This is a genomic window from Xylanimonas ulmi (assembly GCF_004216535.1).
Taxonomy (GTDB): Bacteria; Actinomycetota; Actinomycetes; order Actinomycetales; family Cellulomonadaceae; genus Xylanimonas; species Xylanimonas ulmi.
The window spans coordinates 965,151-977,778 of sequence record NZ_SGWX01000001.1 but is presented as its reverse complement, the minus strand read 5'-3'; the positions used below and the strand labels follow the sequence as shown (position 1 = coordinate 977,778).

Annotated in this window: 9 protein-coding genes; all 9 read right to left on the bottom strand. The window is 71.8% G+C overall.

Annotated elements, in window-relative coordinates; all coding sequences use genetic code 11:
• Positions 1-31: 31 nt before the first annotated feature.
• Entirely contained in the window at positions 32-1,036 is a 1,005-nt protein-coding gene (gene gap, locus EV386_RS04370; protein ID WP_130412674.1) for a type I glyceraldehyde-3-phosphate dehydrogenase, read from the bottom strand.
• 281 nt (positions 1,037-1,317) lie between these two features.
• Entirely contained in the window at positions 1,318-2,298 is a 981-nt protein-coding gene (gene whiA / locus EV386_RS04365; RefSeq protein WP_130412672.1) for a DNA-binding protein WhiA, read from the bottom strand.
• 84 nt (positions 2,299-2,382) lie between these two features.
• Positions 2,383-3,033 carry a YgjV family protein gene (locus EV386_RS04360; RefSeq protein ID WP_130412670.1) on the bottom strand — a complete coding sequence of 217 codons (651 nt, stop codon included), beginning with the start codon at positions 3,031-3,033 and terminating at the stop codon, positions 2,383-2,385.
• 57 nt (positions 3,034-3,090) lie between these two features.
• The gene (locus EV386_RS04355; protein ID WP_165399837.1) at positions 3,091-4,926 is read right to left on the bottom strand and encodes an AMP-dependent synthetase/ligase; all 1,836 of its coding nucleotides are present in this window, start codon (positions 4,924-4,926) and stop codon (positions 3,091-3,093) included.
• A gap of 233 nt (positions 4,927-5,159) precedes the next feature.
• Positions 5,160-6,122, bottom strand: a complete 963-nt coding sequence (locus tag EV386_RS04350; protein WP_130412668.1) for a gluconeogenesis factor YvcK family protein — start codon at positions 6,120-6,122, stop codon at positions 5,160-5,162.
• 3 nt (positions 6,123-6,125) lie between these two features.
• Positions 6,126-7,064: an RNase adapter RapZ gene (gene rapZ / locus EV386_RS04345; RefSeq protein ID WP_130412666.1), complete on the bottom strand. Its 939-nt coding sequence runs from the start codon at positions 7,062-7,064 to the stop codon at positions 6,126-6,128.
• Positions 7,061-9,058 carry an excinuclease ABC subunit UvrC gene (gene uvrC / locus EV386_RS04340; RefSeq protein ID WP_130412664.1) on the bottom strand — a complete coding sequence of 666 codons (1,998 nt, stop codon included), beginning with the start codon at positions 9,056-9,058 and terminating at the stop codon, positions 7,061-7,063. Before uvrC ends, rapZ begins: the two co-directional genes overlap by 4 nt.
• A gap of 10 nt (positions 9,059-9,068) precedes the next feature.
• Complete coding sequence (locus EV386_RS04335; RefSeq protein ID WP_130412662.1) at positions 9,069-9,587, bottom strand: OsmC family protein; 519 nt, start codon at positions 9,585-9,587, stop codon at positions 9,069-9,071.
• Between the two features lie 87 nt (positions 9,588-9,674).
• Entirely contained in the window at positions 9,675-12,581 is a 2,907-nt protein-coding gene (uvrA, locus tag EV386_RS04330) for an excinuclease ABC subunit UvrA (protein ID WP_130412660.1), read from the bottom strand.
• Positions 12,582-12,628 lie beyond the last annotated feature (47 nt).

The window sequence follows — 12,628 nt, the reverse complement described above, 5'->3', positions numbered from 1 at the left end:
GGACGTCGGGTTCACGCTGGGTGGCGCGAGATCAGAGGCTGGCGCCCACGAGCTCGGTCAGCGCGATGAGCGAGTTGGAGTAGCCCCACTCGTTGTCGTACCAGGAGACGACCTTGACCTGGTTGCCGATGACCTTGGTCAGCTTGGCGTCGAAGATCGACTGGTGCGGGTTCGTCACGATGTCCGACGAGACGATGTCGTCCTCGACGTACTCCAGAACACCCTTCAGCGGGCCCTCAGCGGCAGCCTTGACGGCGGCGTTGACGGACTCGACGGTGACCTCAGCGGCGGCCTCGAAGGTGAGGTCCGTGGCCGAGCCGGTGATCGTCGGCACGCGCATCGCGAAGCCGTCGAGCTTGCCCTTGAGCTCGGGGAGCACGAGCGCGACAGCCTTGGCGGCGCCGGTCGAGGTCGGGACGATGTTCTGCGCGGCGGCGCGGGCACGACGAAGGTCGCGGTGCGGGCCGTCCTGCAGGTTCTGGTCGCCGGTGTAGGCGTGGATCGTGGTCATGAGGCCACGCTCGATGCCGAAGGCGTCGTTGAGGGCCTTCGCCAGCGGGGCGAGGCAGTTCGTGGTGCACGACGCGTTCGAGATGATGTGGTGAGCGGCCGGGTCGTACTGGTCGCTGTTCACGCCCATGACGAACGTGGCGTCCTCATTCTTCGCCGGAGCGGAGATGATGACCTTCTTGGCGCCGGCCTCGATGTGGGCCTTGGCCTTGGTGGCGTCCGTGAAGAAGCCGGTCGACTCGATGACGATGTCGGCGCCGAGCTCGGCCCAGGGCAGCTTGGCGGGGTCGCGCTCCTCGAGAGCACGGATCTTCTTGCCGTCGACGATGATGTTCTCGTCGTCGTACTCGACCGTCTGGCCGAGGCGGCCCAGGACGGTGTCGTACTTCAGCAGGTGGGCCAGAGTCTTGTTGTCGGTCAGGTCGTTGACGCCCACGACCTCGATGTCCGCACCCGACTCGACGATGGCGCGGTAGAAGTTCCGTCCGATGCGGCCGAAGCCGTTGATCCCGACGCGGATGGTCACAATGCCCTCCTCAGGGGCGCGCCGGGTCGTCCCGACGCACACGTAGATGCCTGGCAGCGCGCGGTACGCGCGCTGGTGACTTGCCGGACCTCACCCCCGGGCGCAGACAGTCTTGGGGCCCGCGGTTCCGTAGGGGGAAGGTCACGTCGTCGTCACCTGACGCGGACGAGCCTATACCGGGTTGAGGCTTCGCGCGGCCCGTGGAAGCGCAGGTGGCGCGCGTGGTCCGACCACGCGGCGTCACCTGCGTCACACCTGGGCGCGAGCACGGGCCCCGCGCCTCACAGGTCGAGCAGGTCAGGGCTCAGGTCCGCCTCGGTGTCCGGGATTCCGAGCTCGATCGCACGCTTGTCGGCCGTCGACAGCAACCGGCGGATACGCCCGGCCACCGCGTCCTTGGACAGCGGCGGATCGGCGAGCTGCCCGAGCTCCTCGAGCGATGCCTGCTTGTGCGCGAGGCGCAGCTCGCCCGCCTCGCGCAGGTGCTCGGGCACCTCGTCACCGAGGATCTCGAAGGCGCGCTGGACGCGGGCCCCGGCGGCGACGGCAGCCCGCGCCGAGCGGCGCAGGTTGGCGTCGTCGAAGTTCGCGAGCCGGTTCGCGGTGCCGCGCACCTCGCGGCGCGCGCGCCGCTCCTCCCATGTCCGCAGCGTCACCGACGCGCCCATGCGGCGCAGCATCTCGCCGATGGCCTCGCCGTCGCGCACGACGACGCGGTCGACCCCGCGCACCTCGCGCGACTTGCCCTGCACCCCGAGCCGGCGGGCGGCGCCGACCAGGGCCAGGGCCGCCTCGGGGCCGGGGCAGGTGATCTCCATGGCCATCGACCGGCCCGGCTCGGTGAGCGAGCCGTGGGCGAGGAACGCGCCGCGCCACACGGCCTCGGCCTCGGCGACGCCGGCCGAGATGACGTCGGGCGCCAGGCCGCGCACCGGGCGGCCGCGCTGGTCGAGCAGCCCGGTCTGCCGCGCGAGCGACTCCCCCTCGCGCACCACGCGCACCACGTACCGGTTGTTCTTTCGCAGCCCGCCCGCCTGGACCACGATGAGGTCGCTCTGGTGTCCGTAGAGCTCGGCGATGGCGACGCGCAGCCGCGTGGCGACCGACTCGGTGTCGATCTCGGCCTCGACCACGACGCGGCCCGAGATGATGTGGAGCCCTCCCGAGAACCGCAGCGTCGCCGAGACCTCGGCCTTGCGGCACGACGTGCGCGTGACCTTCAGCCGAGCGAGCTCTTCCTTGACCTGTGCCGTGAGCGCCATGGCGGTCATCCTGCCACGGCGTGTCGTCGCGGAATCGCCCCGGCGTGTCTCGGTCGTCGCCCGGGTGTCACGTGGCGCTCGAGGTCACGCGCCTGTCACGGCCGCGCCCAGGGCGAGCGCCTTGGGCGGGATGGCGGCCAGCCGTGCGCGCTCCTTGCGGCGTCGGGCCAGCAGCACGAAGAACACCGCGACGGCGATGAGGTTGTTGAGCTCGATGATCACGCCGATCGGGTTGAACGTGTCGAGCGGGGTGTTGACCAGCAGCACGGCCACCGCGTAGACGGTCGCGAAGACGCGCACCAGGTAGACCCCCGGCATGTACTGGCCGATCACGAACAGCACGACACCGATCAGCAGGAACACCTGCAGCGGCCGCGTCTCGGGGCGCGCCCCGGGGATCGCCACGACCGCGGCGGCGAACGCGATCGCGAGCGTGGTGTACATGAGCCGTCGGGCGAACATGCGCCGCCACGGCGAGTCGACGCCCAGCGCCCACCAGAACACCACGCCGCGCAGCGTCGAGAAGACCGCGACGAGGATCACGGGCAGCTGCGCCCCCATCGCCAGGTACATCGCGAGCCAGAAGGCGGAGCCGATGGTGAAGCGCAGGAAGTACTTGCGCTGGTCCTCCATCTGGTAGGACCAGAAGTTGAAGACGAGCGTGAGCACACCGAACGCCTGGGCGAGGATGAAGCGGTCGAGGCCGATCTCGATCGGCATTCCGAGGAATTCCATGGTTGCGTCCTGAAGGTCAGCGGGTGTGGAGGCGGCGGGGGCGGGGCGCGGCGGCGCTCACCGCGCGGCCGCCGGCTCGCGGTCGCGTCCGGCGCTGTAGAGCGCCTCGACGTCGTCGGCGAAGTCGGCGAGCACGACGGCGCGCTTGACCTTCATCGACGGGGTCAGGTAGCCGTTGGCGATCGTGAAGTCGCCGGTGAGCAGGCGGTGCTTGCGGATCGACTCGGCCTTCGACACCGCCTCGTTGGCGCGGGCGACGGCGGCGTCGAGCGACGCGAGGACGTCGGGGTCGGTCATGGCCTGTTCGACGGTCATGCTCGGCTTGCCGTGCATGGTCAGCCATCCGGCCAGGCCCTCGGGGTCGAGCGTGATGAGGGCGCCGATGAACGGACGGTTGTCGCCGACGACGACGCACTGGGACACCAGGGCGTGCGCGCGCACCCGGTCCTCCAGCACCGCGGGGGCCACGTTCTTGCCTCCCGCGGTGATGATGATCTCCTTCTTGCGTCCGGTGATGCTCAAGAACCCGTCCTCGTCGATCGCGCCGAGGTCGCCCGTGCGGAACCACTCGCCGTCGAAGGCCTCGGCGGTCGCGGCCGGGTCGTTGTGGTACCCGCGGAAGATGTGCGGGCCGCGCAGCAGGATCTCCCCGTCCTCGGCGATGCGCGCCGAGCAGCCGGGCAGCGGCGTGCCGACGCTGCCGATCCGGGTGCCGCCCGGGCGGTTGACGGACGTCGGCGCCGTGCACTCGGTCAGGCCGTAGCCCTCGATGATGTTGATCCCCACGCCGCGGTAGAAGTGGCCGAGCCGCTCCCCCAGCGGACCACCGCCCGAGACGGCGTACTTGGCCTTGCCGCCGAACTGGCCGCGCAGCTTCGAGTACACCAGGCCGTCGGCGAACAGCCGCTGGAACCGCAGCCACAGCGACGGGCCCCGAGGGGTGTCCAGCGCCCGCGAGTAGGCGATCGCGACGGCGGTCGCCCAGTTGAAGTACCCGCGGGCCTTCTCGGCCGCCGAGGACTGCTCGGCGGCGTTGTAGACCTTCTCGAAGATGCGCGGGACGCCCAACACATAGGTGGGCTGGAACTGCTTGAGGCTGGCGACCAGGTCGCGGACGTCGGGGCAATGCCCCAGCACCGACCCACCGGCCACGGCGATGACCTCGATGAACCGCGCGAACACGTGCGCGAGCGGCAGGAACAGCATCGCGCGCCCCTGGCCGTTGAACACCTCGGGCACATCCGCGACGGTGTTGAGGGCAGTCAGGGTGAAGTTCCCGTGCGTCAGCTCGACGCCCTTGGGGCGTCCGGTCGTGCCCGAGGTGTAGATGATCGTCGCCAGGTCGTCCGTCGTGGCGAGGCGACGACGGCGCTCGACCTCCGCGTCGGGTACGTGGGCCCCCGCGGCGGTGAGGGCCGCGATCGCCCCGGCGCCCCCGTCCTGGGGGTCGAGCACGAGCACCTCGCGGCACATCGGCGCGCGGTCGCGCACGCTCGCCACCGTGGCAGCGTTGGCGTCGGACTCGACGACGAGCAGTGAGATCCCCGAGTTGGCGAGGATCCAGTGCACCTGCTCGGCGCTGGAGGTTTCGTAGATCGGCACCGGCACGGCGCCGGCCGCCCAGGCGGCGAAGTCGAGCAGCGTCCACTCGTACCGGGTGCGCGACAGGATGCCCACGGTGTCGCCCGGGTCGACCCCGAGCGCGACCAGGCCCTTGGCCACGGCGGTCACCTGCGCGTCGAACTCCGCGACGGTCACCGGCTCCCAGGCGTCACCACGGCGCACCTCGGCGAGCACGGCGTCCGGCTCGGCGCGCAGGCGCTCGCGCAGGATCGCGTCGATGTTGACCGAGGGCGGCACGCAGAGCCGCAGCGGGGTCGTGGTCTCGAGCACAGTCGGTTCCTTGGCGGTGGGAGGGGTGGGAACGCCACGCAGTCTCACAGCCGCGGGTGGGCGCGGTCGCGTTCGGCGACGGTCGGCTGGCGCGCTTGGCCGATCGCACGCAATCGCACGCCCGCGCCTTGTGCGAGACGGCAACCCGCCGGGCGATCGATCGCGGACACGGTGTGCTCCACGCCATAGACCACACGTCCCACGGCGCATGCCGCGGGACACGCCGACCGCCGCTACGCCGCTCCGACGTCGCCCAGCACGCCCTCGAACACGTCCCGGTACGCGGCGCCCAGGCGCAGCGCGTCATGGCGGGCCGTGCCGTCGCCGAGGGCCACCTGGCGCATGACCAGCTCCGCCCCGAGCGCCGCGGCCGCGCGCTCGGTCTCCACGACGTCCTCGACCGCCGACGGGTCGGCCAGCACGACGTCGACGCGCAGGTCGGGCGCGTGCCGGTGCAGCGCCTCGAGGTGGTCGACGGCCGTGAGCCCTGAGGTCTCGGCGTCGGGCGCGAGGTTGAGCGTGACGCAGCGCCGCGCGCGGGTCTCGTGCAGCGCCTGCGACAGACGTGGCACCAACAGGTGCACGAGCACCGACGAGAACCACGAGCCCGGGCCCAGCACCACCCAGTCGGCCTCTCGCACGGCCGCCACGGCCTCCTCGCACGCCGGCGGGTCCTGCGGACGCAGCCGCAGCCGTTCGACGTGCCCCGAGGCCGTGGCGACGTTGACCTGCCCGACGACGGTGCGCAGCGAGCCGTCGTCCTCGCGCACGTCGGCCTCGACGATGAGGGGCACCGCGGCCATGGGCAGCACCCGCCCGCGGGCGCCCAGGAGCCGCCCGACCCAGTCGAGCCCCGTCACGGTGTCGCCGAGCAGCTCCCACAGAGCGGTGATGAGCAGGTTGCCGACGGCGTGCTGGTCGAGGGGACCGGCGGTCGCGAATCGGTGTTGCAGCACGGCCGACCACGTCCGGCCCCAGTCCGAGTCGTCGGTCAAGGCGGCCAGCGCCATGCGCAGGTCTCCGGGCGGCAGCACCCCGAGCTCCTCGCGCAGCCGCCCCGAGGACCCGCCGTCGTCGGCGACGGTCACCACCGCGGTCAGCCGGTCGGAGACGTGGCGCAGGGCGCGCAGGCTGGCCGACAGGCCGTGGCCGCCGCCGAGCGCGACGACGGCGGGCTTGGTCGAGGGCAATGCCACAGGTCACTCCTTGCCCAGGTCGCGGGCGGTCACGGTCACGCGCAGGCCCTGGGCGCGCAGGCGCGTGGCGATCTCCTCGGCGATCGCGACCGAGCGGTGCTTGCCGCCCGTGCACCCGACGGCGATGGTCGCGTATCGCTTCTCCTCGTGCAGGTAGCCGGACAGGACCGGCTCGAGCGCCGAGACGTACCGCTCGACGAACTCGCGCGCGCCGGGGCGTGAGAGCACGTAGTCGCGCACGGGCCCGTCGCGCCCCGTCAGGTGGCGCAGCTCGGTGATCCAGTACGGGTTCGCCAGGAAGCGCACGTCGACCACGTGGTCGGCGTCGAGCGGCAGCCCGTACTTGAAGCCGAACGCCACGACGTTGACCCGCAGCACGTCCGCGGCGCCGTCGCCGACCGCGAGGCGCACCTCGCGCGCCAGGTCGTGCACCGAGAGCGCGGTGGTGTCGATGACGGTGTCGGCGCGGCCCTGGATCACGGCCAGCGCGCGGCGCTCTTCGCCGATGCCGTCGAGGATGCGCCCGTCGCCCTGGAGCGGGTGTGGCCGGCGCACCGCCTCGAACCGGCGCACCAGCTCGGCGTCCGACGCGTCGAGGAAGAGGATGCGGTACTGCACGCCCGCCGCGCGCAGGTGCCCCAGCGCGCCGGCGAGCTCGGCGAAGTACTGCCGCCCGCGCACGTCGACGACGACCGCGAGCCGTTCGACCGCGGAGCCGGCCCGCGTCATGAGGTCGACGAGCGGGATGATCATCATGGGCGGCAGGTTGTCGACGACGAACCAGTCGAGGTCCTCCAGCACGCTCGCCGCGCGCGTGCGCCCGGCGCCCGACATGCCGGTGATGACGAGCACCTCAGGCTCCTGGCGCTCGGGGGCGCGCGTCGCCGCCTCGATCGCGGGGATCCCGTGCGGCACCGTGGGCGGGTTCGTGGGCTCCGTCATGCGCCCAGCATGCCAGCCGCCTCGCCGTCCGCCGCGCCCGGCGCGTCACTGGACCCCGACGACGGCGGACGCAGCGCCGCGACGACGGCCTGCGCCGTCGTCGTCCCCATCCCGCGCACGCTCGCGATCTCCTCGACGCTCGCGGCGCGCAACCGCTTGACCGAGCCGAAGTGGGTCAGCAGCGCCTTCTGCCGCGCCGGGCCCAAGCCGGGCACACCGTCGAGGGCCGAGGCCGTCATCCCCTTCGAGCGGCGCTTGCGGTGCTGGGTGATGGCGAAGCGGTGCGCCTCGTCGCGCACGCGCTGCAGCAGGTACAGGCCCTCGGACGAGCGCTCGAGGATGACGGGGTACTCCTCGCCGGGCACCCACACCTCTTCGAGCCGTTTGGCCAGGCCGCACAGCGCGACGTCGGTGATCCCGAGCTCGTCCAGCGCGCGCTGGGCCGCCGCGACCTGCGGCGGTCCGCCGTCGACGACGACGAGGTTGGGCGGGTAGGCGAAGCGACGGCGCTCGGGCGCGTCCGCGGACGTCGCGTCGACCTCGCCCGACTCGAGCTCCAGCTCGAGCTCGTCCGAGCGCGACCGATCGGCGAGGTAGCGGCGAAAGCGCCGTGTGATGACCTCGTGCATCGCCGCCGTGTCGTCGCGGGCGCCGTCGCCCTCGGGGCCGCGCACGCTGAACGAGCGGTACTCGCTCTTGCGGGCCAGCCCGTCCTCGAACACCACCATCGACGCCGACTGGTAGGTGCCCTGGGTGTGCGAGACGTCGTAGCACTCGATGCGCAGCGGCGCGCTCTCCAGGTCGAGCGCCTCCTGCAGCTCGCGCAGCGCCTGGCTGCGGGTCGTCAGGTCGCCGGCGCGCCGCGTGCGGTGCAGGGCCAGCGCGTGCTCGGCGTTGGCGCGGACCGTCTCGGCCAGCTCGCGCTTGTCACCGCGCTGCGGGACGCGCACCTCGACGCGCGACCCCCGCAGACCCGTGAGCCAGGCCGTCACCTGTTGCGGGTCGGGCGGCAGCACGGGCACGAGCACCTCACGCGGCACGGACGAGGCGTCGGCGTCCTCGCCTCCGTACACCTGCTGCAACAGGTGCTCGACGAGCTCGGCGTCCGTGACGTCCTCGACCTTCTCGACCACCCAGCCGCGCTGGCCGCGGATGCGCCCGCCGCGCACATGGAACACCTGGACCGCGGCCTCCAACTCGTCGCCCGCGAGCGCGAAGATGTCGGCGTCGGTCGCGTCGCCGAGCACCACCGCGTTCTTCTCCAGCGCGCGCTGCAGCGCCTGGATGTCGTCGCGCAGACGCGCGGCCTGCTCGTACTCCTGGCTCTCGGCGGCCTCGCGCATGCGCCGCTCGAGCCGCCGCACGAAGCGCTGCGTGTCCCCGGCCATGAAGTCGCAGAAGTCCTGCGCGAGCTGGCGGTGCTCCTCGGCGCTGACACGCCCCACGCACGGCGCCGAGCATTTGTCGATGTACCCGAGCAGGCACGGGCGCCCGCTGCGCCCCGCGCGCCGGAACACCCCGGCCGAGCAGGTGCGGATCGGGAAGACGCGCAGCAGCAGGTCGAGCGTCTCGCGGATCGCCCACGCGTGCCCGTACGGTCCGAAGTACCGCGTGCCCGGTCGCTTGGCGCCGCGCATGACCTGGGCGCGCGGGAACGCCTCGCCCATCGTCACCGCGAGGAACGGATAGGACTTGTCGTCGCGGTACTTGACGTTGAACCGCGGGTCGAACTGCTTGATCCACGAGTACTCCAGCGCGAGCGCCTCGACCTCGGTGCCCACGACCGTCCACTCGACCGACGCCGCGGTGGTGACCATGGTCTGGGTGCGCGGGTGCAGGTTCGCCAGGTCTTGGAAGTAGCTCGACAGGCGCGAGCGCAGGCTCTTGGCCTTGCCGACGTAGATGACGCGCCCATGCGGGTCCCGGAACCGGTACACCCCCGGCGACGTCGGAATCTCCCCCGGCGCAGGGCGGTAGGTGGCGGGATCGGGCATGCGCCCCAGCCTATGACGCGGGGCTGACAGCCCCGGCGGGCGCCGGGTCCTGGTCGAGCACCGTCAAGGCGCCCGGCTCGATGCTGACCTCGATCGTCAGGCACGGTCGGACCAGACTCATGGACTGCGCCCGCCGGTGCATCCGGGTCACCTCGGCCGCGTGGGCGTGCGGGCCGGGCCGCACCGTCAGGCTCGGGCGCAGCGTCAGGTCGGCGATCTGGCCGTCGCCGCGCGAGCCGAGCCTTGCGGTGCCGACCACCTCGTCGTCGTACCTCACGACCACGAGCCCCACCTGGGAGGCCACCTCGAGGAAGCGCACCATATGGCTTGAGGCGATCGCGGCGACGAACAGCTCGCCCGCGCTGTAGCGGGCCTTGTCACCCCGGAACCACTCGGGTGCCGAGGCCGGCAACGTCGCCGCCTTGTCCGGGAAGATCAGCTCGTGGTCGCGGGAGTACCCGCCGAACGAGCCCGTGCCTGCAGCGTCCGACCAGGTCAGCCCCACCACGTAGTCGTGCTGCACCGTCATGGAGCAACGTTAGGGGCGCACCCGGGCGCGCACCCGGCACTGGCGCGGCCCGGGCCGCGGGCTGGCGCGCGCTGGCCTGCGCGTGCGCTACGCCGCGGCCACCTTCTTGCGTGTGCGCTTGGGGCGCGTCACCGGCGGTTGCGTGACGGGCGGGTGCGCGGCGAGCACGTCGGCGAGGAACCGGCCGGTGTGGCTCGCCTCGACCCCCGCCACCTGCTCGGGGGTGCCCTGCGCGACGACCGTGCCGCCGCCCGACCCTCCCTCGGGCCCCATGTCGATGACCCAGTCGGCGCTCTTGATGACGTCGAGGTTGTGCTCGATGACGATGACCGAGTTGCCCTTCTCGACCAGTGACTGGAGCACCCCGAGCAGCTTGCGGATGTCCTCGAAGTGCAGGCCCGTCGTCGGCTCGTCGAGCACGTAGACCGTGCGGCCGGTCGAGCGCCGTTGGAGCTCGGAGGCGAGCTTGACGCGCTGCGCCTCACCGCCCGAGAGCGTCGGGGCAGGCTGGCCGAGGCGCACGTAGCCCAGGCCGACGTCGACCAGCGTCCTCATGTGCCGCGCGATCGCCGGGACGGCGGCGAAGAACTCGGCGGCCTCCTCGATCGGCATGGCCAGGACGTCGGCCACCGTCTTGCCCTTGAAGTGCACCTCCAGGGTCTCGCGGTTGTAGCGCGCACCGTGGCAGACCTCGCACGGGACGTAGACGTCGGGCAGGAAGTTCATCTCGATCTTGAGGGTGCCGTCGCCCGAGCACGCCTCGCAGCGGCCGCCCTTGACGTTGAACGAGAACCGCCCGGGTCCGTAGCCGCGGACCTTCGCCTCCTCGGTCTCGGCGAACAGCCGCCGCACGTGGTCCCACACCCCCGTGTAGGTCGCGGGGTTGGAGCGCGGGGTGCGCCCGATGGGCCCCTGGTCGACATGGACGACCTTGTCGAGGTGCTCCAGGCCGGTGACGCGCGTGTGGCGTCCGGCGACCTGGCGGGCGCCGTTGAGCTGGTTGGCCATGACGGTGTACAGGATCGAGTTGACCAGGGTGGACTTGCCCGAGCCACTGACGCCCGTCACGGCGGTGAGCACACCGAGCGGGAAGTCGACGTCGATGCCCCGCAGGTTGTTCTCGCGCGCGCCGACGACGCGCACCTGCCGCTGCGGGTCGATGGGTCGACGCAGCTCGGGCAGGGGGATCTGCCGCCGGCCCGCCAGGTAGGCGCCCGTCATCGACTCGGGCGCCTCGAGCAGCCCCGCATAGTCGCCCGAGTGCACGATCCGGCCGCCGTGCTCACCCGCGCCGGGGCCGACGTCCACGATCCAGTCGGCCGTGCGGATGGTGTCCTCGTCGTGCTCGACGACGATGAGCGTGTTGCCCAGGTCGCGCAGGCGGGTCAACGTCTCGATGAGGCGGCGGTTGTCGCGCTGGTGCAGGCCGATGCTCGGCTCGTCGAGCACATAGAGCACGCCGACCAGACCCGAGCCGATCTGGGTGGCCAGGCGGATGCGCTGCGCCTCTCCGCCGCTGAGCGTCCCGGCGGGGCGTTCGAGCGAGAGGTAGTCGAGCCCGACATCGAGCAGGAACCCCAGGCGCGCGTTGATCTCCTTGAGCACCTCGGCCGCGATCTGCCGCTCGCGCACGCCGAGTTCGAGCGCGCCGAGGAACTGCGCGGCGTCGTCGATCGACATGCGGCACACATCCCAGATGGACCGGCCACCCACCTTGACCGCCAGCACCTCGGGCTTGAGGCGCGCGCCCTGGCACACCGGGCACGCGACCTCGCGCATGTAGGCCTCGTACTTCTCCTTCGACCAGTCCGACTCCGTCTCGTGGTGCCGGCGCTCGATGAAGGTCACCGCGCCCTCAAAGCCTGTCGAGTACTGGCGCTCGCGCCCCCACCGATTCTTGTAGCGCACGTGCACCTGGTGGTTGCGTCCGTACAGGACGGCCTCGCGAGCGCGCTCGGGCAGCGCGCGCCACGGCACGTCCATCGAGAACCTCATCTCGTCCGCGAGCGCCGTGAGCACGCGCTCGAAGTACTCCGACGACGTCTGCGTCCAGGGCGCGATGGCGCCCTCGCGCAGCGTCTTGTCGGTGTCGGGGACGATGAGGTCGGGGTCGACCTCCAGCCGGAACCCGATGCCCGTGCACTCGGGGCAGGCGCCGTAGGGCGCGTTGAAGGAGAAGGTGCGCGGCTCGACCTCGTCGAGCGCGAGCGGGTGGTCGTTGGGGCATGCGCGCTTCTCGGAGTACTTGAGGATGCGGCCGAGGTCGTCGATGTCGGCGTCGACGAGCTCGACCATCATGAGTCCGCCCGCCAGGCGCAGCGCGGTCTCGACCGAGTCGGTCAGGCGCCGCTGGACGCCGTCGCGCGAGACGAGGCGGTCGACGACCACCTCGATGTCGTGCTTGAGCTTCTTCTCCAGCTGCGGCGGATTGGCGAGCTGCACGACCTCGCCGTCGACGCGGGCGCGCGCGAAGCCTTGGCCCTGCAGGTCGCGGAAGAGGTCGGCGTACTCGCCCTTGCGCCCGCGCACCACGGGCGCCAGGACCTGGTAGCGCGTGCCCTCGGGCAGCTCCAGCAGCTTGTCGACGATCTGCTGCGGCGTCTGGCTCTGCACCCGCTCGTCGCACACCGGGCAGTGCTGCGTGCCGGCGCGCGCGTACAGCAGACGCAGGTAGTCGTAGACCTCGGTGATCGTGCCGACCGTCGAGCGCGGGTTGCGGTTGGTCGACTTCTGGTCGATCGAGACCGCGGGGCTCAGGCCCTCGATGAAGTCGACGTCCGGCTTGTCCATCTGGCCCAAGAACTGACGGGCGTAGGCGGACAGCGACTCGACGTAACGGCGCTGACCCTCGGCGAAGATCGTGTCGAACGCCAGCGACGACTTCCCGGACCCGGACAGGCCCGTGAACACGATGAGGCGGTCGCGCGGCAGGTCGAGCTCGACGTTCTTGAGGTTGTGCTCGCGGGCGCCGGAGATGACGAGGCGGTTGCTCACTGTGGCATCTTAGGTCCGCCCACCGACAATCGCACACACGTTCGACG

What these genes read in the sequence shown, in the direction of transcription:
- whiA (WP_130412672.1), bottom strand. Translation starts at nt 2,298, where the DNA reads ATGGCGCTCACGGCACAGGTCAAGGAAGAGCTCGCTCGGCTGAAGGTC.
- EV386_RS04360 (WP_130412670.1), bottom strand. Translation starts at nt 3,033, where the DNA reads ATGGAATTCCTCGGAATGCCGATCGAGATCGGCCTCGACCGCTTCATC.
- rapZ (WP_130412666.1), bottom strand. Translation starts at nt 7,064, where the DNA reads ATGACGGAGCCCACGAACCCGCCCACGGTGCCGCACGGGATCCCCGCG.
- uvrC (WP_130412664.1), bottom strand. Translation starts at nt 9,058, where the DNA reads ATGCCCGATCCCGCCACCTACCGCCCTGCGCCGGGGGAGATTCCGACG.
- EV386_RS04335 (WP_130412662.1), bottom strand. Translation starts at nt 9,587, where the DNA reads ATGACGGTGCAGCACGACTACGTGGTGGGGCTGACCTGGTCGGACGCT.